This window comes from Flavobacterium sp. AG291 (assembly GCF_003350375.1).
Taxonomy (GTDB): Bacteria; Bacteroidota; Bacteroidia; order Flavobacteriales; family Flavobacteriaceae; genus Flavobacterium; species Flavobacterium suzhouense.
Genome location: NZ_QQAR01000019.1, coordinates 30,620 through 51,991 on the forward strand (window position 1 = coordinate 30,620; position 21,372 = coordinate 51,991).

General features: G+C 40.4%; 13 protein-coding genes. 9 read left to right on the forward strand and 4 right to left on the reverse strand.

What is annotated here, in order from left to right; translation table 11 throughout:
- Positions 1-28 precede the first annotated feature (28 nt).
- The 4 genes from DEU42_RS16435 to DEU42_RS16450 are packed head-to-tail and all read right to left on the reverse strand — an operon-like array spanning position 29 to position 8,663.
- Positions 29-2,863: an alpha-amylase family glycosyl hydrolase gene (locus DEU42_RS16435; RefSeq protein WP_114759424.1), complete on the reverse strand. Its 2,835-nt coding sequence runs from the start codon at positions 2,861-2,863 to the stop codon at positions 29-31.
- 49 nt (positions 2,864-2,912) lie between these two features.
- The gene (locus DEU42_RS16440) at positions 2,913-4,022 is read right to left on the reverse strand and encodes a SusE domain-containing protein (RefSeq protein WP_114759425.1); all 1,110 of its coding nucleotides are present in this window, start codon (positions 4,020-4,022) and stop codon (positions 2,913-2,915) included.
- A gap of 17 nt (positions 4,023-4,039) precedes the next feature.
- On the reverse strand, positions 4,040-5,590 hold the full coding sequence (locus DEU42_RS16445; protein WP_114759426.1) for a RagB/SusD family nutrient uptake outer membrane protein: 1,551 nt from the start codon (positions 5,588-5,590) through the stop codon (positions 4,040-4,042).
- A 13-nt stretch (positions 5,591-5,603) separates the two neighbouring features.
- The gene (locus DEU42_RS16450; protein WP_199509107.1) at positions 5,604-8,663 is read right to left on the reverse strand and encodes a SusC/RagA family TonB-linked outer membrane protein; all 3,060 of its coding nucleotides are present in this window, start codon (positions 8,661-8,663) and stop codon (positions 5,604-5,606) included.
- 227 nt (positions 8,664-8,890) lie between these two features.
- Here DEU42_RS16450 and DEU42_RS16455 point away from each other — a divergent pair, with 227 nt between their 5' ends.
- The 9 genes from DEU42_RS16455 (at position 8,891) to DEU42_RS16495 (ending at position 21,353) form a co-directional block, all read left to right on the forward strand.
- Positions 8,891-9,922, forward strand: coding sequence for a LacI family DNA-binding transcriptional regulator (locus tag DEU42_RS16455; RefSeq protein WP_114759427.1), 1,032 nt, complete (start codon positions 8,891-8,893; stop codon positions 9,920-9,922).
- 203 nt (positions 9,923-10,125) lie between these two features.
- Positions 10,126-11,490, forward strand: coding sequence for an MFS transporter (locus DEU42_RS16460; protein ID WP_114759428.1), 1,365 nt, complete (start codon positions 10,126-10,128; stop codon positions 11,488-11,490).
- A 31-nt stretch (positions 11,491-11,521) separates the two neighbouring features.
- Positions 11,522-12,178 carry a beta-phosphoglucomutase gene (gene pgmB / locus DEU42_RS16465; protein ID WP_114759429.1) on the forward strand — a complete coding sequence of 219 codons (657 nt, stop codon included), beginning with the start codon at positions 11,522-11,524 and terminating at the stop codon, positions 12,176-12,178.
- A 1-nt stretch (position 12,179) separates the two neighbouring features.
- Positions 12,180-14,489 (forward strand): glycoside hydrolase family 65 protein, encoded by a 2,310-nt coding sequence (locus tag DEU42_RS16470; protein WP_114759430.1) that lies wholly within the window; start codon positions 12,180-12,182, stop codon positions 14,487-14,489.
- 203 nt (positions 14,490-14,692) lie between these two features.
- Positions 14,693-16,531 (forward strand): glycoside hydrolase family 13 protein, encoded by a 1,839-nt coding sequence (locus DEU42_RS16475; RefSeq protein WP_114759448.1) that lies wholly within the window; start codon positions 14,693-14,695, stop codon positions 16,529-16,531.
- 128 nt (positions 16,532-16,659) lie between these two features.
- The gene (locus tag DEU42_RS16480) at positions 16,660-18,096 is read left to right on the forward strand and encodes an alpha-amylase family glycosyl hydrolase (RefSeq protein WP_114759431.1); all 1,437 of its coding nucleotides are present in this window, start codon (positions 16,660-16,662) and stop codon (positions 18,094-18,096) included.
- An 80-nt stretch (positions 18,097-18,176) separates the two neighbouring features.
- Entirely contained in the window at positions 18,177-19,346 is a 1,170-nt protein-coding gene (locus tag DEU42_RS16485; protein ID WP_114759432.1) for a T9SS type A sorting domain-containing protein, read from the forward strand.
- Between the two features lie 103 nt (positions 19,347-19,449).
- Positions 19,450-20,136: a glycerophosphodiester phosphodiesterase gene (locus tag DEU42_RS16490; protein ID WP_114759433.1), complete on the forward strand. Its 687-nt coding sequence runs from the start codon at positions 19,450-19,452 to the stop codon at positions 20,134-20,136.
- Positions 20,133-21,353, forward strand: a complete 1,221-nt coding sequence (locus DEU42_RS16495; RefSeq protein WP_114759434.1) for an NAD(P)/FAD-dependent oxidoreductase — start codon at positions 20,133-20,135, stop codon at positions 21,351-21,353. Before DEU42_RS16490 ends, DEU42_RS16495 begins: the two co-directional genes overlap by 4 nt.
- Positions 21,354-21,372 lie beyond the last annotated feature (19 nt).

Consider the following 21,372-nt stretch of genomic DNA (forward strand, 5'->3'; position numbering starts at 1 on the left):
TTTGAATATTTAAAATAACTAACTCAATCTATTTTCGTATTAGCTTAAGGGTGCTTTGCCTGTTTTCAGTATCAATAACTTTTACAAGATACATGCCTGATGTAAGACTGTTTACGTCGTATATAGTATACGCAGAAGTATTGCTAAAAGTTTTTACCAGTTGTCCTGTAAGGGAATAGATTTCCAGTTTATTTACAGCTATATTAAGTGCAAATACATCAGACGTTGGATTAGGGTAAAGAGCAACTTTTTCGATAGTGTTCTCTCCGGTGCCTAATACAACTGTCTGGTTACCAAATATCCTGAATTCACCCGGTTCAAGTGTAATAGTAGCAGCGGTATCTGTTACCTCATAAGATGCATTATTCATAAGGTTGTACCATGTTCCGGTAGTAGGGAAGTCTGGTGTTATTGTTTTCGATACTATGTCAAAGTTAGATAGTACCACAACGCTGTTAAGTTCTGTAGAAGGAATTGTAGCATCTGAAATATATACTTTTGGAGTAAGAGTATTTGTTGATGCCAGCGTATAGTTGCCTTCAAATACAGCTTCATCTTTTTTAAGCTGTATCATTCTTCTCCAGTTATAGTATATTTTGCTACGGTTTGTATCGCCCATCCAATTCTGTGTCCACTGAGGTTGTGGCTTAGTGTCAAGCTTACAATCGCCATCGGTGCCACCTGTTGGGTTTACTGTACCGTTGTTACAGGTAAAAATAGAAAGATCCCATCCCAGTTCGCCAAAATGCCATACCATTTTAGGTCCCGGTACCATAAAGAATACTGCTGCCTGAGCGCTCATTCTGTTAAGGGCAGTTGCAGCATCTTTTACATTATAATTTGCATTGCTGTTGCCGTACTGAAGGTTTTTATACATCAGTCGTTCTTCGTCATGACTTTCAGCATAGCCAACAACTCTTTTGCCTAAAAAGCCGTTGTGTGCCATGTGGCCTACTCGTGCAATATTATTGTTTGTGCTGTAGCCCATAGTAAGCTGATTGTAAGGGTCAGTCATTTTACCCCAAAGCATAACACCTTTACCTTCGTCATATTTGTAGTTTGCCCATTCCTTTTCTTCAGCATCAGTACCTAAGTGTTCAAATATGGTATAGTGGGTAGGGTCAAGGCTCCATGAGTAATCGGCATATTCCTTAAGCACATCAACTCTGTCCTGTTGGTAAGCGTTTGTACAGGTTTCGTCAGATTCGGTACAGTTTTGTGTAAAACCTTTAGTCAAATCCCAACGGAAACCGTCAATGTGGTATTCTTCAATCCAGTGTCTAACCACGCGTTTTACGTAGTTTTTTGTTCTTGGCTGCTGATGGTTAAAATCATTACCTACATTATAGCTATGTTTTGCTACAGTATTAAAGTAAGGATTCTCGGTAGTTGGATTTCCAAAACCGTCACCATCCGGATCATCCATCCACATGCGAACCATTGGATTTCTTCCAAAAGCATGGTTAAGGGCAACGTCAAGTATTACGGCAATGCCATTTTGATGGCAAAGGTCAATCAGTTCTTTTAATTTGTCCGAAGGCCCATAGAATTTATCAAGAGCCATGTGGAAAGAAGTGTTGTAACCCCAGCTTTCGTTGCCTTCAAATTCCATTACCGGCATAAGCTCAATAGCGTTGATGCCAAGTGATGTGAAGTAATCAATTTTATCGATAAGATCCTGATAGTTTCTGTCAGCATCAAAATCCCTTACAAGTGCCTCGTAAATAACAAGATCTTCTTTTTTAGGTTTTGTAAAGTTGGTTACCTGCCAGTCGTAAGCTGCCTGGCCTGTTTGTAATACCGTTACTTCTCTTTCCTGACCTTGTGGATAAGCAGGAGGATTAGGGTAAGTGCTTGCTGGAATTCCCGGATCATCATAAGGAGATAATACAAGTGTAGAATATGGATCGCCAGTTTTTACAACCTTTGGCGAATTAGCCAGAGGTGTTTCGTCTACCACCCAATACTGGTAGCTGTAAATTTCTCCCGATGTTAAACCTGAAAGCTGTAACCAGAATTTTCCGGTTTCAGGATCTTTCTTCATGGCATAAGCCGCTGTAGGTGTCCAGTTATTAAAGCTTCCGGCAACATATACGTAGTCTTTGCCCGGAGCATCAAGTACAAGTGTCGCTACTGTATTGTCTACATCACTGTAAGTAATACCGTCTTCAACACCTGCAGGCATAGCTTCAGATACTGTTACCGGATTTACGATTACAGAGAATGTTTTTACCACCGAACTTGAGCCCTGAGTAACCGTAAGCTCATAGTTTTGGTTCGTAGTTATGTTGGTGTGATTGTATGCATAGTTAGTAGTGGCAGCGTTACTGTTTATCACAGCACCATTAGCTTTTAAACTATAACTGGCATTGCCGCCGGTATTTGATGCGGTAATATTAAAGTTACCGCCTGAATTTAATAACGTTACACTGTTTTGTACAGGTGTGTTAAGACTCACCTGAAATGCGCCCACGTTTAAGAAAATGTCTGAAGATTGGGGTGAGCCTGTAGCAGCCCTGAACACCACGCATATTTTAGTGATGGTGCTGGTTGAGGGAACTCCAAAATAAGTATATAAATCCGGATTAAGATCGAGCTTATAAGTTGTTCCGGTTACAAAAGTAAGCGCCGGCTGAACTGTATTGTCTCCCCATGATCCTTTTACATATTGCCAGTCCTGACCATCAACGGTAAGGCCAATGTGTGCATAAATTGTTCCGGTATAAGTTGCCAATGGCGTACCGGTTTTGTCAAAGTTTACCGTAACGGGAGCCGTGGCGATAGCCGGAGATGGGGTAGTGGTAGCCTGCCCGAATCCAAGGACTCCTATCAGTAAAAATAAGAATGTAGTGATATTTTTCATAGATGTTTAAAGTAGAAAGAGGGCTGCAATTGCGGCCCTCTTTAAGGTATTATTCTCCGGCAGTTGTTGCTGTACCGTCAAAGTTTATTGTTAATTCCAGGTTGTGAGAACCTGCTGTAGCTATAGAGAAGTTTGGAGCAGCAGCGTTATAAGTAACTTTAGGGTCGCTGTTTCCTACGTTAAACTTCCATGCGTCACCATATATTGCAGTTCCTGAATTTCCAGATCTGTATTTAAGACCTGCAGCAGTAAGATCGGCAGTAAGGGTCCATTTGTTGGTTGCAAAATCATAGTTCATTGCAGTTTCGTCGCTCCATCCACCTGCTGTAGAATCACCTATAATACCCCAGGTCATTTTTACAACTTTGTATTTGAGGTTGTCAATGTCTACCTGAACATAGTATAAACCAGCTCCATCAGTTTCAGCCACTTTAATGTCACTGCTTCCTCCGCTGTTTTCAAGGTTACCATCCTGTGCACCACCTATAGTTCCGTAATTTCCATTATCCCATGAACCTTGTTGTCCGATAAATTTAAATCCTTCACCAGCATTTACTTTTACATAAGCTTCAAATACCTGTGTAGTTCCATCGCCAATATATCTCATAGGTATTGCAGTAGTGTTATCCCATGCATTAAGGCCATAATAGGCCTGTGGTGCACCTACAAAGAATAATTTTGGATCTACAGGTACAATAGCTTCAAATGGAGTAACTGTAATTGTAAGTACATTAGAAACCATCGGCATAGCATTAGCAGTACCTAAAGTTGATGTTACTCTTACATCAAGATCTCCTGTTTCAAAAGGAGTAATTCCTGCCTGTATAGCTAAATCGTTAAGAACGCCCACAGTTAGAGTATAAAAACGATTAGTAGTTGTAGGAAGTACAGGTATAGGAGTAGCGAAATCAGTCCCGCCTAGTGCAACTTCTACAGAGTAAGTTATTTCGGTTGAAACATCATAATCGCCGTGATTCCATACTAATGTAACTGCCGGGTTGTTTTCAAGACCTTCGTTAAGTACTACATTCGTTCCGTCTTCAGGTGAAATAAGCACGGGTGCACTGTTTGCTGTAGCAATGGTTTTATCATCGTCACTACATGCCGTTATTGAAACAAACAATAACGATAGAAGAGATAGTTTTAATATTTTTTTCATCTTTTGAGTTTTAGGTATTAATAGCCTGAGTTTTGAGATAAGTTAGGGTTAGATTGTAAAGCAGTAGATGGTATAGGGAATACTTTGTAAGTATCCGGAATAGCAGCACCATTTACAGCATTTCCTTTCCACGGCCATAAGTAGCTTCCTCCTGTAAATTTGCCAAAACGGATAAGGTCAGTTCTTCTGTGTCCTTCAAAATTCAATTCTCTTGCTCTTTCATCAAGTAGGAAGTCAAGCGTAAGTTCTCCTGAAGTTATTGTTGCCGCATGAGATCTGTTTCTTATTGCATTTACATAATCTAAAGCCTGCTGAGAAGTTCCTCCTGTAGCGCCTCTTAATACACACTCGGCATACATTAGATAAGCATCAGCCAGCCTGTACATAGGGAAGTCTGTACTTGAGAACGGGGTTGATATGGACGGACTTGAAAAATTAGTATTCCTAAATTTCACTGAAGGATATCCATCGGTCCATGTTTTATAGTTTTCCATCTCATAGTTATGCCCTTCAGTCCAGAATAGTTTAGCCCTGTCATCAGTAGATGTTTCAAGGTCTCCAAACAGACCATACCATGCTTTTGTAGCTCTATGCCCTGTCCATGCATCGCTGGTACCAAAATCGTTTATATTCATGGTTTCAGTACTGCAAGATCCGTTTACTATGTAAGTAGTATTACCATAACTCTGACTCGTTACTGCATCAGCGATAAGAGGGAAGATAATTTCGGTAGAAGTATAGTTGTCACCTGAGAACTGGCTAACAAAACTAGTTGCTAATGTATAACCACCTTCACCTATTACTTTGTTAATGTTAGTAAGGGCATCACTATATCTTTGCGTACCTGTATAAACTTCTGCATTGATATAAAGTTTAGCTAAAAGCATTCGAACAACCGACTTGTTAGCTCTTCCATATTCATTAGTAAGTCCTATTTTTCCTTCTATGTCAAGTAATTCACTTTCAACATAGTCAAACAGTTCCTGTCTAGAAGCTTCAGGCAGTGGTGTAGATGTACCATAGTTTTCGTTGGTAACTAATACGCCTTTACCAAAAGCATCTATCATGGTATAGTAAGCAAGAGCTCTTATAAATCGAAGCTCACTTATTATTTGCTCTTTGTTTTCAACATCAACTTTGCCGAGAGCAATTATGATGTTTGTAGTTTGAGGAACAATGTAATATACCCTGTCATACAGGTATCTGAAGAATTTATTGTTAGGATCCCACCTTGAAGTAGTGGTTAACTGGTCAAGACCATCATCTCCCCAACGGTTCTTCATGCCATCGGCTGTAAATTCCTGTAGGTTTATAATGCTTCTTAAATACGCAGTTTCACCTGGATCGGCACCTGATATATCAGAACTTCCGGGACCTTTGCTTCCCGATAGGGCCAAAGTTCCATACATTTTAGACAAAAGGCCCTGTACAGCGTTAGGGTCATTTGCTAAAAGATTTTCTAACGATAATTCTACTTTAGGTTTAGTATCAAGCTCGCTGCTGCAAGAAGAGAACAACAAGGCCATCGTACATAATCCCAGAATTATCTTTGTACTTATTTTTTTCATATCCAATATTTTTTTAGAAGTCAAAGTTTAGACCAAAGCTCCACTGCCTTGGACGTGGGTAAAAGTTACTGTCAAGCGTGTTGAAATTTTCAGGATCCTGACCTGAGTAATTTGTTACTAAAAACGCATTGTTTACAGCTGCATAAAGACGAATAGATCCGTATCCGTTTTTGATTACATCATTAAATCTGTAACCAAGAGTAATGTTGTCACATCTTAGGAAAGCTCCGTTTTCAATATAGTAGTCTGAAAGAGGAATATTTCCCTGAATGTTTGTAAAGCGTGGATCTGCTGCACCATTGTAAAAATCAAGAACGTTGTTAAGGCTGTTAGAGTTGTTAGGAACAGGTCTGTCTGTCCATCCGCCCTGTAGTTTAGCAGCGTTATATACTTGTCCGTCAAGTTGCCCGTGGAAACTTGCTGAAAGGTCTATGTTCTTGTACGTAAAGTTTGTGCTGAAACCAAATGTCCAGTTAGGACGCATAGCTGTGTAGTATTTGTCATCATTTGTAATTACACCATCACCGTTACGGTCTTTGTAAGCTCCAACGATAGGACGACCCGATGAATCATATAATTGTTCAAATACATAAGCTGCATAAGGCTGCTGGCCTACCGCTTGTCTTATAAATGTAATACCGGTAGAAGTTGGCAGTTTTATTTCTGCAGGGTCAAATGAAGACCTGTTTCCTAAATCGGTAATTTCTCCAATATTATACGCAAGGTTACCAAGTACTTCCCAACTAAAATTATCTGTTGTAATAGGTTTAAGTCTCAAATCGATCTCAACCCCTTTATTAGTTAAAGAGCCTATGTTTTGAGTGATTTCATTTGTAAGGTACTGTCCTGAAGGTACAGAGGCTTTTACAAGCAAATTGTCTGTGTCTCTTTTGTAAACATCTACCGAACCTGATAGGATGTCATTTTTAAAGAAAGCAAAATCAAGACCCACGTTATAAGTTGTTGTAACCTCCCATTCTAACTGGTCGTTAAATGCTTTCGGGCTGTAAGTGTTATATCCCGGAAGATATTGTCCGTTAGGATCTCCAGGCTCATATAGGGCCGAAGTAGGATAATATCCTGCAATGCTTGTAATGTCCTGTTGTCCTGTTTGTCCGTATCCTAAACGTAATTTAAGATTGTTTACAACCTGACTGTTTTTAAGGAAGTTCTCATCGTTAATTCTCCACGCAAATGCTGCACCCGGGAAATAACCCCAACGATTGTCTTTTCTAAATAAAGACGATCCGTCAGCTCTTAGTGTAAATGTGAAAAGATATTTGTCGGCCAAATCAACATTAGCACGGCCAAAGTAAGACTCTATAGCTGCTTTAGTATAATATCTGTTGTTTGGGTTTTGCTCATTTACTGCAACTTCTCTTTCACCTGTAACCGAATTATATCTGTAGATGTCTTTGTAACCGTCATTTTTAAAATCCTGATAAGTGTGACCAGCCTGTGCATCAACGCGTGTTACAAACCCGGTAAGGTTTTTAGTATAGGCTAGGTAAGTGTCAAAAGTTCTGTTTGTAATGGTTTGAGTCTCACCATAGTTCTTGCCAGGGTGGTATTTATAAGTGTTGTCAGTATTATCAAGCTGATATGCTGAAAAAGCCTTGTCTGAGAATGTTTCTGTAATGTTAGAGCGTGAAGCTTCTACACCCATGTTAACAATTGCTCTTAATTCAGGCAAAAAGTGCATTTTATAGTCTAACTGAAGGTTAGCAAGCAATTTCTTAATCTCTTCAGGTCTTCTTCTCTCGTTCAAAAGGTTTACCGGGTTGTACTGCCCGTCAAGCTTTCCGTTTGTTCCTGAAGTTACCTGAGCATAACTGCCATCAGCATTATATATTGGTTTTGTAGGATCCATGTTTAGCGATCCTGCAATAGCTGATGCTTCGTCAATAGCGTTTTTCTTAGACTGGGTACCTTTAGCGTTAAGTTCAACTTTTAAGTGGTCATCAAGGAAACTAGGGGTAAGTTTAAGGGATCCGGTATAGCGTTCGTAATCACTTGTTTTTACCAGGCCTTCGTTTTTAAGATAACCAACAGATGCCCTGATAGGTAAAACCTTAAATAAATTACCACTGGCGCTAAAGTTATTGTCTGTCATGATAGACGTTCTCATGATAGCATCCTGCCAGTTAGTGTTCGAAAGGATCCTGCCTTCTATTTCAGGTGTTGTAGGATCGTCTGATAACGCATTTGAAGGATCGTCTACACCCAGCATATTAGTCAGGTCAGGGTGATACTCTTGGATGAATTTAGTAAATGTTTTACTATCCATCATATCTACCGTTTTACCAACTTTGCCAAAAGCTACATTAGCAGAATAGCTGAATTGTGGTTTTCCTGATGTTCCTTTTTTGGTAGTAACAAGGATAACACCATTAGAAGCTCTCGAACCATAGATAGCTGTAGCCGAAGCGTCTTTTAGTATTGTAAATGATTCAATGTCGTTTGGGTTTAGCATTGCTAGCGGGTTGCCTGAACCTGCCGGAGATACATAATCAAGAGGTACTCCATCAATTACTATTAGAGGATTGTTTTGTGCACTTAGTGAGCTACCTCCACGTATTCTGATATTTGGTGCTGCATCGGGTTGTCCGCCGGCATTGGTGATCCTTACACCCGGAGAACGACCAACCAGTAATTGGTCAGCATTTGCGATAGCACCTTTGTTAAAGTCTTTTGACGAAACTACGTCAACTGCTCCTGTAGCATCTTTCTTGGTAGTCGTACCGTAACCGATAACTACCACCTCCTGAAGCTGCGTTGCATCTTCCTGAAGCGCAACGTTTAAAGTGGCTTGTCCGGTGTATTCAACTACCTGGTTTGAGTAGCCTATAAAGCTAACTACAATACGGTCTCCCTTCTTAACATTTGCTAAGGTAAAGTTACCGTCCATGTCGGTAGAAGTGCCATTTGAAGTTCCTTCTACTATCACGTTTGCACCGGGTATGGGCTGACCCGATGTAGCGTCGCTAATATTTCCCTTTAAAGTGCTCTGGGCGAGAGCGGTAAAGGGCAACAAAAGCAGTAAAAGCAATAACTTTGTGTAGATTGTTTTCATACAAGTTGTTTAGGGTTAATTTTGGGTTTTGTACTTGCTTATAATTCACTTTCAATGTTAAAATTATGTAAATTCCTGTAGCAAAAAAACGTTTTCGTGATATTGGGTTAGCGACAACGTTTTCGTGTTGAAAACTTTCTATATTTTACAGGTTTTCAGTAAGATAATTGTTACTAATAAAATTAAAACCTATCTTTATTTCGAATACTATACTTTAACACGATTTTATGAAAAGAAAAGTAACTTTAAAACAGATAGCAAAAGAGCTCGATGTTTCTATCTCAACGGTGTCTAAAGCATTGAGGAACAGTATAGAAATTAGTGAGGATACCCGTCAGAAAGTTCAGGCTTTTGCAAAGCTGTATAACTATAAGCCTAACAACATTGCCTTAAGCCTAAAAAATAAAAAAACAAAGACCATCGGGATTATAATTCCCGAGATAGTACACCACTTTTTTGCTACCGTAATTAGTGGAATTGAGCAGGTAGCAAATGAAAATGGATATAACGTAATTGTCTGTCTTTCTGATGAATCGTTTGATAAGGAAGTAATCAATATGGAGATGCTTGCCAACGGTAGTACGGACGGATTTATCATGTCGCTTTCTAAAGAAACGCAACAGAAAAAAGACTTTCACCATATACAGGAAGTCATTAATCAGGGAATGCCTGTTGTCATGTTTGACAGGGTTACCAATGACGTGCTTTGCGACAAGGTAATCATAGATGATCAATTGGCGGCTTATGATGCCGTTGACTTTCTGGTGAGACAGGGCTTTAAGAATATTGGCCTTGTTACCACTGTTGATTATGTGAGTGTGGGTAAACTGCGTACAGAGGGGTATGTAAATGCACTTAACGACCATGATTTACCTATTAACGATAACATAATTGTCAAAATTGAGGATATCGATAATTGTGCTGCCAAAATTGAAGCGATGCTGCAAAATAATAAGCCCGATGCCATTTTTGCCGTAAATGAGCTTTTTGCAGTAACTACTATAAAACTGGCCAACAAAATGGGGCTTAAAGTGCCTGAGGATATTTCAGTTATTGGTTTTACTGATGGTATCATTTCGCAATTCTCAACACCTACCATCACTACAGTGAGCCAGAATGGTATTAAAATGGGAGGCCGTGCTGCCAAAATGCTTATAGAACGCCTTGAAATGGAGGAAGAAGAGGATGGTAATGAACAATATCGTACCGAACTGATAGATACGCACCTTGTACACAGGGAATCTACGTCAACGTTGTAGTTGTTGTCAATATTCTTGTTTTCAGTGTTTTAAAAATTATAAATCCGGCTATGTGGCCGGATTTTTTTTGAGGCAAAATGTTTTTCGGATTAAAAAACAATTATCTTTGTTGTGATTATCAAAGCTTATACTTCACTTTCACCATAAGTTTTTGATAAGCACATAGCGCGCTTATCGTAGTTAATAACCATTAAAATACGATAATGGAAAAGCGTAAATTAGGTTTCTGGGAAATCTGGAACATGAGTTTCGGTTACCTGGGAATTCAAATGGGATTTGCCCTGCAAAATGCAAATGCCAGCAGGATACTTCAGATTTTTGGTGCCGATGTGCACAGCCTTTCCTGGTTTTGGATTATTCCGCCTCTTATGGGGCTTATTGTGCAGCCTATCATTGGTCATTACAGTGATACTACCTGGACACGTTTTGGACGCAGAAAGCCTTACTTTTTAGTCGGGTCGGTTCTTGCCGCATTAGGATTGATATTCATGCCTCAGGCAGGAGCTCTGGCAGCAATGATGCCGGCTTTGTGGGTTGGTGCAGGTTTCCTTATGATTATGGATGCTTCCTTTAATGTAGCCATGGAGCCCTTTCGTGCTTTGGTTGCCGACATACTTCCGTCAGATCAAAGGACATTAGGTTTTAGCGTTCAGACTGCCCTTATTGGTTTTGGAGCTGTAATAGGTTCATGGCTTCCATATGCCCTGAGTAACTGGTTTGGGGTTTCAAGCGAGCCTATTGCCGGAGGAGTACCATACCATCTTATTCTTTCGTTTATTATTGGCGCTATATGCCTTGTGGGAGCTGTATTGCTTACAATCACTACCACTAAGGAATATACCCCGGAAGAAATGGCTGCCTTTGAAAGTGAGGAAGAAGAAGGGATAGTTCCTGTAAATCCTAAGCTTACGGATATTTTTTCAGATTTTGCCAAAATGCCTAAAACGATGCGTCAGTTAAGTTGGGTGCAGTTTTTTTCATGGTTTGCGCTATTCGGTATGTGGGTATATGCTACCCCGGCCATTTCACATCATCTTTACGGAACACCTTTAAAAGAACTTAAAGATTTTACCGATCAGGAAAATGCATTGTATCAACAGGCAGGAGACTGGGTAGGTATCATCTTTGGGGTTTATAATGCTGTTTCGGCAGTAATCGCATTTTTTATTCCTGCCATTGCTAAAAAGATAGGCCGTAAAAAGACACACTTCTTTGCCTTAATTATAGGCGGGCTGGGTCTTATCTCGGTATATTTTGTTCCGAACCCTACCTGGCTTATAGGTTCTATGATGGCTGTAGGTGTTGCCTGGGCAAGTATACTTGCTACTCCTTATGCAATACTTTCGGGTGCTATACCGGTAAAAAAGATGGGTGTCTACATGGGGATATTTAATTTCTTCATCGTAATACCGCAGATAGTCAATGCCCTTATAGGTGGGCTCATAGTAAAATACCTTTATCATGGTAATCCAATCTTTGCAATTGTAACAAGTGGTGTTGCCTTTATTATCGCAGCATTGTTTGTATTGAGAGTGAAAGACGTTGATGATGAACCCGTAATCCTGTAACAGGTTAAAATTAAATCAATCAAAAAACATAATGAATCCAAAAGCATTTATATTCGACCTTGACGGGGTTATTGTTGATACTGCCAAGTACCATTACCTGGCGTGGCAAAAGATAGCCAACCGTTTAGGTATAGATTTCACACATGAGCATAACGAACTGCTCAAAGGCGTAAGCCGTATTCGTTCGCTGGATATTATCCTGGGGCTTGGCAATGTAGAAGCCTCCCAGGAAGATAAAGACAAATGGCTTGTTGAAAAAAATGAAGACTACCTGAACTACATTGTAAATATGAAGGAAGATGAGATTCTTCCGGGTGTGGTTACAGTACTTCAGTATCTAAAAGATAACGGCCAGAAGATAGCACTTGGTTCAGCGAGTAAAAATGCAAGACCAATATTGGAAAAAGTAGGTGTACTTCACTTTTTTGATGTCATTGTAGATGGTAATGATGTTACCAATGCTAAACCAGATCCTGAAGTTTTTTTAAGAGCCGCACAAATGCTGGATATCCCGGCAGACAAATCGATTGTGTTTGAGGATGCTGTTGCCGGCATTCAGGCTGCCAATGCTGCTAAAATGGTAAGCATAGGGATAGGCGATGCTACAACGCTGAATGAAGCACAATACAACTTCAACGATTTTACAGAAATAAATACTGATTTTTTACAAACATTAGTCAATAAATAAGATGAACCAGGATTATATAGTGCCGGATAATTGGTCGGTAATAGAAGAGGGATTTGATGTAGAAAGAGTAAAGTCCTCAGAGAGTTTGTTCAGTATTGGTAACGGTGCCATGGGACAGCGTGCTAATTTTGAGGAAAGCTACTCAGGACATACTTTTCAGGGGAGCTATATAGCAGGTATTTATTACCCGGACAAAACAAAAGTGGGATGGTGGAAAAACGGCTATCCGGAATATTTTGCTAAAGTGCTTAATGCACCTAACTGGATAGGAATCAATATCACCATAAACGATGAAGTGCTTGACCTTAATGCATGTGCATCGGTTAAGAACTTTAAGCGTGAACTAAATATGAAAGAGGGTTGGTATAACCGTTCTTTCGAAGCTGTGCTACAAAACGGTACAGAAGTGAAAGTAAACGTTACACGATTCCTTTCGCTTGTAGCCGATGAGTTGGGAGTTATCAACTATCAGGTTACTCCGCTAAACAGAGCTGCACAGATTACATTCAGCCCTTATATTGATGCGGGTGTGCATAATGAAGATGCCAACTGGGAAGAGAAATTTTGGGAACCACTGGATGCTCAGTATAACGGCAATGAAGCTTTTGTAACGGCGAGGACTTTCAAGACGCATTTTAATGCCACGACCTTTATGCACAACAGTATATTGCTTAATGGTGTGGCTACTGAAATACTTCCGGCAGATGTTGAGAAAACTATAGATAAAGTAACTTTTAGTTATACTATTGAGGCTAATCCTAACGATACGGCTTCGGTTATCAAGTTTGGCGGTTATACCGTTTCACTTAACCATACTAATGATAAGCTGGTTGATGCTGCTAAAAACGTGATCGCTTTGGCAAAGGCCAAGGGCTATGATACACTTTTAGATGAGCAGAAACAGGCATGGGCTTCTATCTGGGAAATGGCCGATATTACCATTGATGGCGACGTAAAAGCACAACAGGGTATCCGTTTCAATATTTTCCAGCTGAACCAAACCTACCTTGGTAAAGACCCGAGGCTGAACATAGGTCCTAAAGGATTTACAGGAGAGAAATATGGAGGTTCTACCTATTGGGATACAGAGGCGTATTGTATACCATTCTACATGGCGACCAAAGACCAGCAGGTGGCACGTAACCTGCTTACCTACCGTTACAATCAACTGGATAAGGCAATTGAAAATGCCGCCAAGCTTGGTTTTACCAATGGTGCTGCTTTATACCCAATGGTTACCATGAATGGTGAAGAGTGCCATAACGAGTGGGAAATTACTTTTGAGGAAATCCACCGTAATGGGGCTATAGCATTTGCCATTTATAATTACTACCGCTTTACGGGAGATTATAGCTATATTCCTGAAAAAGGACTTGAGGTGCTTATAGGTATTGCGCGTTTCTGGCATCAGAGGGCAACCTATTCGGCGAATAAGGACAAGTATGTTATTCTTGGTGTAACCGGTCCTAATGAATATGAGAACAACGTAAACAATAACTTCTATACCAACTATATCGCTAAATGGTGTATTGACTACACAGTTGAGCAGATAACAAGGGTTAAAGATGAATTTGCTGCCGATCACGATCGTATCATGGCTAAGGTAAACCTGAATGCTGAAGAAGTTAGGCAGTGGAAAAAAGTATCTGATAACATGTATTTCCCATACTCTGAAGAGTTTGGAGTATACCTGCAACAGGACGGTTTCCTTGATAAGGAGCTTGTAAAAGTAGCCGATCTTGATCGTAGTCAGCGTCCGATAAATCAGAAATGGTCGTGGGACAGGATATTGCGTTCGCCATATATCAAACAGGCCGATGTGCTTCAGGGTTTCTATTTCTTTGAAGATCATTTTACTAAAGACCAGCTGGAGAAGCATTTTGATTTCTATGAGCCATTAACCGTACATGAATCGTCGCTGTCACCATGTGTACACTCTATACAGGCAGCAGTACTTGGCAGGATGGAACAGGCATATACATTCTACCTTAGAACATCGCGTCTTGACCTTGATGATTACAATAAAGAAGTTGAAGAAGGCTGTCACATTACCAGTATGGCCGGAACATGGATGAGTATTGTAGAAGGTTTTGGCGGAATGAGGGTAAAAGATGATACGCTGCATTTTGAGCCAAGGATACCGGAACAATGGAGTGGTTACTCTTTTAAAGTTAATTTCAGGAACCAGGTAGTGAAGATTGCTATACAGGCCGCAGAGACAAAACTTTCGTTGGAAGGAACACAGCCTATTACCGTTTATGTAAACGGAAAAGCTGTAACTGTAGAACCAAATACACTGGTTACAGTATAAATTTTACAACCTGCAAGGTCTTTGAGGCCTTGTAGGTTTTTTGTTGTCCTCACCCCAACCCCTCTCCAAAGGAGAGGGGCTCCACTCAGGGTTAATCATATTAGTGAAGCTAGTCCCTCTCCTTTGGAGAGGGGTTGGGGTGAGGATAAAATCATAATTTTCATTTTCAATTAATATTGAAGATGGAGCCAAACAAACAACAAATGAAAAAACTACTTAGTCTTTTATTACTATTTGTGTCGGGTGTGAACTTCGCGCAAATACAAAAAACCGAGCCGCCATTCTGGTGGGCTAGGATGCACAATCCTGAACTGCAGATTATGTTCTACGGTAAGGATATTGCAAAATATGCACCATCGGTATCTAACAATGTTGTGATTACCAATGTGGTTAAAACTGAAAATCCGAACTATGTGTTTGTAACCATAGATACTAAAAATATACCTGCACAGGAACTCACCTTTTCCTTTAAGGATAAGAACAAAACCGCTTTTACCCAAAAGTATTCACTAAAGCAGCGTAAAGTAGGATCGGCTGAAAGGGAAAGTTATGATTCATCGGATATGATTTACCTTATTATGCCTGATCGTTTTGCTAATGGAAACCCTAATAACGATTCACACAAATCGGTTACTGAAAAAGCCGATCGTAATAATCCAGGAGGCCGCCACGGTGGTGATATTGAAGGGATAATAAAAAATCTTGATTATCTTCAGGAACTTGGTGCTACGGCTTTATGGAGCACACCACTTTGTGAGGACAACGACAAACAGCATTCGTATCACGGATATGGCCAGAGCGATGTGTATAAAATAGATCCTCGCTACGGGACTAACGAAGACTACGTTCGCCTTTCGGCAGAACTGAAAAAAAGAGGAATGAAGCTGGTGTTGGATTATGTAACGAACCACTGGGGTGCTGAGCACTGGATGTACAAAGATTTGCCAACGTATGAGTGGGTACACCAGTTTCCGGGTTACTCGCAGTCAAACTATCGTATGACGACACAATTTGATCCGAATGCTTCTAAAACAGATGCAAGACAGTGTATGGATGGATGGTTTGTACCATCGATGCCTGACCTGAATCAAAGCAATCCTTTAGTATTAAAATACCTTACGCAAAACGCTATCTGGTGGATTGAGTACGCCGATCTTGGTGGTTTCCGTGTAGATACCTATTCGTATAATGATAAGGCTGGTATTGCCAAATGGACAAAAGCGATTACCGACGAGTATCCGTATTTCAATATTGTTGGAGAAGTATGGATGCACGATCAGGCACAAATGGCTTATTGGCAAAAAGACAGCAAGATCGCTGCGATACAAAGCTACAACTCTTACCTGCCAAGTGTTATGGATTTTACCCTTCATGATGCCTTTGGTAATGTTTTCAACGAAGACAAATCAGGATGGGATAGTGGTATGCAAAAAGTGTATGATAATTTTACCAATGACTTTTTATACCCTAACATCAATAATATCCTGACGTTTGCTGAGAATCATGATACAGGCCGTTTTAACGAGATCTACAAAGGAGATTTCAACAAATACAAAATGGCAATGACGATACTGGCTACTGTTAGGGGTATTCCGCAATTGTATTATGGTAGTGAGATTGGTATGGCTGGAGACAAAGGCAAAGGTGATGCCGATATCCGCAGGGATTTCCCTGGTGGATGGGCTGGCGACAGTAACAATGCCTTTACCAAAGCTGGTCGTACTGCCGAACAACAAAAATTCTTTGAGGTTACCTCTAAGCTTTTCATATGGAGAAAAGGCAAAGATGTTATCCACAATGGAAAGATGATGCATTACTTACCACATGATAATGTGTATGTATACTTTAGATATAATGATAAGGAAACGGTTATGGTAATCATCAACAACAGTAACGAATCAAAGACTTTTGGTACGGCACGTTTTGGCGAAAGCCTGAAAAACTATACATCGGGTATTGATGTTGTTTCGGGTAAAACGGTAAATGTAAAAAGCGATATTACAATGGAGCCGAAATCGGCATTGGTGTTGGAATTGAAATAATCTACATTAAACCTACAAGGTTTTTGAAACCTTGCAGGTTGGGAAGATAATCGTTTTTATGGATTTTCTACAAGGTCTTAAAGACCTTGTAGGGATAGTTTTAAAGATATTATTAAAAGGAATTATATATGAAAAAAACACTTCTTTTAGCTACGTTACTTGCAACTTTTGTTAGCTGTAAAGACGATAAAAAAGCTGCTGAACAACCTGAAACGGCTCAGGTCGAAACCCTTGACCCGGTAAGCGATGCTATGATGGAGAATGCTGTAATTTATGAAGCTAACATCCGTAACTATTCGCCGGAAGGAACTTTCAATGCTTTTACAAAAGACATTCCACATTTAAAAGAATTAGGTGTAAAAGTGCTTTGGGTTATGCCGGTTTATCCTATTTCACTGAAAAGGAGAAAAGCGACAGGCGACCTTTCGATAGAAGACATAAAAGATCCGAAAGAGCGGGAAAAATATTTGGGCAGCTATTATGCCATTAGTGACTATACCGCTGTGAATCCGGATTTAGGTACCAAAGAAGATTTTGACAACCTGGTAAAAACGGCTCACGAAAATGGTATGTATGTTATTCTTGACTGGGTGGCAAATCATACCGGATGGGATCATAAATGGATTACAGAGCATCCTGAATATTACCATAAAAATGCCAAAGGTGAAGTAACCGATCCTCTTGATCCTAAAACGGGAAAACCTTGGGGATGGACTGATGTTGCTCACCTTGACTATACAAGCAAAGTGCTGTATGAGCCAATGAAGAACGAAATGGAATATTGGGTAAAAAACCACAATATTGATGGGTTCCGTTGTGATGTGGCCGATAATGTTCCTACCGAATTCTGGCAATATGCGATTCCGAAACTAAAAGAGGTTAAGCCTGTTTTTATGTTGATGGAATCGGAGAAGCCATACTTGTTTAACGGAATATTTGATATGGGGTATAACTGGCCGGTGCACCACATGATGAATGATATTGCTAAAGGCAAAAAGACCGTAAAAGATCTTGATGGACTTTTAGCTAAACGTGCAACGGAGTTTAAAAAAGAGGATATCTGGATGAATTTTACATCCAATCATGACGAGAATGCATGGAACGGTACCGAGTATGAAAGAATGGGCGAGGGGGCTGAGGCTTTCGCTGCACTGACTTACATCATGCCGGGCATGCCGCTTATCTATACGGGGCAGGAATATGATTTTAACCGTCGCCTTAAATTCTTTGAGAAGGATGAGATTACACATCAAAAGGGCAAAATGTATCCGGTTTATGAAAAACTAGGGAAGTTGAAAAATACGAATGCTGCACTTAACGGTGGTAAGAAACCGGCAGCATACAACAGGATCGCGACATCTGCCGATACTAATATTCTTGCTTTTGACAGGGAGAACGGAAAAGGCAAGGTGGTTTATATAGCGAATCTTTCGGCGAAACCGCAAGCATTTACCGCTCCGGTAGAAGGTGAATATACCAACTATATGAGCGGACAAAAAGTAACACTGACCAAAGGACAGCAATTTAGCTTTAAGCCTTGGGAATACTGGATTCTTGTAAAATAAGATTATGATAAACAGGCCTGTCGGCATTTTTTGACGGGCCTGCCATTTGAATACCAATTGTTAACTTAAAAAATTTTTTAATGATGAAAAAATTACTTTTGTTTTGTGCAGTATTCTTGGCGGGTACTGCAATGATGTTTGCCCAGTTTCCCAGCATTGGGATATTGGGAAGTTCAACTCCTGCAGGTTGGGAGTCAGACCTGGATATGACCACTACAGATGGGGTTGTATACACTTATGAAAATCTTGTTATTGTTGTGCCTTCTTCTGATCCCGGTGTAAAGTTTAGGCAGGATGATGCCTGGACTACTAACTGGGGTGGTACTGGTTTTCCTTCGGGGACTGCTTCATTAAATGGGGCCAATATACCTGCTGTAAACGGGACTTACAATGTAACTTTTAATCTTTCTACATTAGCCTATAGTTTTGTACCTGTAGGTGTTGAAATTCCGGAAGTGATGTTGAATGGAGAAGGCGTAGCCGTAAACCTTTCCAGTACTGATGGAGTACACTACAGTGCCAGAAACGTTTCTATTCCCGAAACTACAGTTGATTTCTCTATTGATGATACAGGAATGGGCTGGGGTAGTTCATCATTTCCTTCGGGAACGGCTGTGGAAGGAGGCATGATACCTGTAGCGGGTAATATGTACAATATTACCTTTAATTTAGAAACTAAGGCTTACAGCTTTGATTATGTAGTTATAAGCATGATTGGGCTAGGGATAGTTACTGAGGATCCGGGATGGGTTACTGATACCGATATGAGTACTACCGATGGTAAGAATTACACCCTTTCTAATTTTAACTTCCCCGGAGGTGAAGGTAAATTCAGGCTTGACCATTCGTGGGATACTACTGCCTGGGGTAGTACGGATTTTCCTTCGGGGACTGCAACCTCTGAGCCGGGTGGCCCGAACTTGAATATTACTGCCGGTATCTGGGATGTAGCCTTCAACAGGGAAACAGGTGCATATTCATTTACTGCGCCTGTAGCAGGAGTTAATGAGTTTGGTCTTAATGGTGTTTCAGTATATCCTAACCCGACACAAAATCAATGGAATTTTGCTGCAGAAGGAATGATGATCGATCAGCTGTCTATTGTTGATGTTACGGGTAAAACTGTATTTGCGAATCAGGTTAAAGCTTCAGTAGCGACTATAAATGCAGAAGGTTTTGCACCGGGAATGTATTTTGCGAAACTTACATCGGGAAATGCAGTTAAAACTGTAAAAATTATCAGAAAATAGTTTTTCTTTTTCATAGTGAGAAGCATCCGCCATGGCGGATGCTTTTTTTGTTTGTGTCGCCGTGATAGTAAATCTCTGTATATTTACAAAAAATCTATTCACTATGGCGGCACTATTAAAGATTGGGCACCGCGGTGCTAAAGGTCATGTATCTGAAAATACACTTGCTTCGTTTGAAAAGGCATTAGAAATGGGTATTGATGGTATTGAGCTTGACGTGCATGTATGTGCAACCGGAGAATTGGTAGTTATCCATGATTTTACTGTAGACCGCACTACAAATGGTACCGGTGAAGTTAATAAAATGACGCTTGCCGAACTGAAGCACTTAGTAGTAGATGGACATTATGAAATACCCCTGCTTAGTGAAGTGATGACTTTATGCAAAGGCCGTTGTTTTGTAAATATTGAAATGAAGGGGCGTCATACCGCACAGCCTGTTTCTGATTTTATGGAGCGTTTGGTAAATGAAGAGGGGTGGAGCTATGATGATTTTATAGTGTCGAGTTTTCAGTGTGAAGAGTTGCTGATAATGAATGAGATTAATAAAAATATACCACTTGGTGTATTAACACAGGCCAGTGTTACCCAGGCGTGGGAATGGGCACAGGAGTTTTCTGCAAAAGCCATACATCCCCACTACAGCCTGCTTACCGAAAGCAATGTGAAAAAAGCACAGCAGGCAGGATTAAAAGTGTATACCTGGACCATAAATGATAAAGAAGATATTGAACGCATAAAAGGATATAATGTTGACGGCATTATAACTGATTTTCCTGAGTTACTATGAGTAAGAGTTTTGATGTGATTGTTGCAGGCGGTGGTGCTGCAGGTTTTTTTACTGCCATAAATATTGCGGAAGCTAATCCGAAATTAAAGATAGCGATACTGGAACGCGGAAAAGAAGTGCTTTCCAAAGTGCGCATCTCAGGAGGCGGCAGATGCAATGTTACGCATGCGTGTTTTATTCCTAATGACCTGGTGAAATTTTACCCGAGAGGGGAGAAGGAACTGAAAGGACCTTTTAATCGTTTTTGCTCAGGAGATACCATCGAGTGGTTTGATCGTCATGGTGTAGAACTCAAAATAGAGGAAGACGGGCGTATGTTTCCGGTAACGGACAGCTCGCAAACTATTATCGATTGTTTTCTTGAAGCTTCTAAAAAACTTGGGATTCAGATTATAATGGGTGAGAGCATTAAATCATTATACAGGGCCGACAGCCATTGGAAGATTGAAACCAATAAAGAGGTTTTTCTTGCCGAAAAACTGGTAATGGCTACGGGGAGCAATCCTAAAATGTGGGATATGCTTGCTGAAATGGGACACACTATTGTTTCTCCTGTACCGTCGCTATTTACGTTCAACATAAAAGACCCAAGGATAAAAGACCTTATGGGAATTTCGGCACAGGCTTCGGTTAACGTAAAAGGCACAAAGTTGCAGGCTGCGGGCCCTTTACTTATAACCCACTGGGGGATGAGCGGCCCTGCAATATTGCGTGTATCGGCTTGGGGAGCACGGGAATTGTTTGATAAGAATTATCAATTTACGCTTCAGGTAAACTGGCTGAAAGACTTTAATACAGTTGAGTGCGAAGAAGAACTTAAAGAGTTGAAAGAACAACAGCCTAAAAAGACTGTTACTAAACAATCGCCATATGATTTCCCGAATCGCTTATGGCAAAGCCTGGTCAATGCAGCAGGAATCCAGCCCGAGACCCGTTGGGCCGACCTGAGCAAAAAACAATTGCAGGCATTAGCCGAACAACTGACAAATGGTGAATACCAAGTGAATGGTAAAAGTACTTTTAAAGAAGAGTTTGTTACTGCCGGGGGAATAGACCTGAAAGAGGTTAATTTTAAAACCATGGAGAGCAAGTTGCTACCGGGCATGTATTTTGCAGGGGAGGTTCTAAATATTGATGCCATTACCGGAGGTTTTAATTTTCAGAATGCCTGGACTGGCGGTTACATAGCTGCCCATAGCATTGTTGAAAAGCTGTAGTTGTGTAAGAATTGATTGA

What these genes read in the sequence shown, in the direction of transcription:
- DEU42_RS16435 (WP_114759424.1), bottom strand. Translation starts at nt 2,863, where the DNA reads ATGAAAAATATCACTACATTCTTATTTTTACTGATAGGAGTCCTTGGA.
- DEU42_RS16440 (WP_114759425.1), bottom strand. Translation starts at nt 4,022, where the DNA reads ATGAAAAAAATATTAAAACTATCTCTTCTATCGTTATTGTTTGTTTCA.
- DEU42_RS16445 (WP_114759426.1), bottom strand. Translation starts at nt 5,590, where the DNA reads ATGAAAAAAATAAGTACAAAGATAATTCTGGGATTATGTACGATGGCC.
- DEU42_RS16450 (WP_199509107.1), bottom strand. Translation starts at nt 8,663, where the DNA reads ATGAAAACAATCTACACAAAGTTATTGCTTTTACTGCTTTTGTTGCCC.
- DEU42_RS16455 (WP_114759427.1), top strand. Translation starts at nt 8,891, where the DNA reads ATGAAAAGAAAAGTAACTTTAAAACAGATAGCAAAAGAGCTCGATGTT.
- DEU42_RS16460 (WP_114759428.1), top strand. Translation starts at nt 10,126, where the DNA reads ATGGAAAAGCGTAAATTAGGTTTCTGGGAAATCTGGAACATGAGTTTC.
- pgmB (WP_114759429.1), top strand. Translation starts at nt 11,522, where the DNA reads ATGAATCCAAAAGCATTTATATTCGACCTTGACGGGGTTATTGTTGAT.
- DEU42_RS16470 (WP_114759430.1), top strand. Translation starts at nt 12,180, where the DNA reads ATGAACCAGGATTATATAGTGCCGGATAATTGGTCGGTAATAGAAGAG.
- DEU42_RS16475 (WP_114759448.1), top strand. Translation starts at nt 14,693, where the DNA reads ATGAAAAAACTACTTAGTCTTTTATTACTATTTGTGTCGGGTGTGAAC.
- DEU42_RS16480 (WP_114759431.1), top strand. Translation starts at nt 16,660, where the DNA reads ATGAAAAAAACACTTCTTTTAGCTACGTTACTTGCAACTTTTGTTAGC.
- DEU42_RS16485 (WP_114759432.1), top strand. Translation starts at nt 18,177, where the DNA reads ATGATGAAAAAATTACTTTTGTTTTGTGCAGTATTCTTGGCGGGTACT.
- DEU42_RS16490 (WP_114759433.1), top strand. Translation starts at nt 19,450, where the DNA reads ATGGCGGCACTATTAAAGATTGGGCACCGCGGTGCTAAAGGTCATGTA.
- DEU42_RS16495 (WP_114759434.1), top strand. Translation starts at nt 20,133, where the DNA reads ATGAGTAAGAGTTTTGATGTGATTGTTGCAGGCGGTGGTGCTGCAGGT.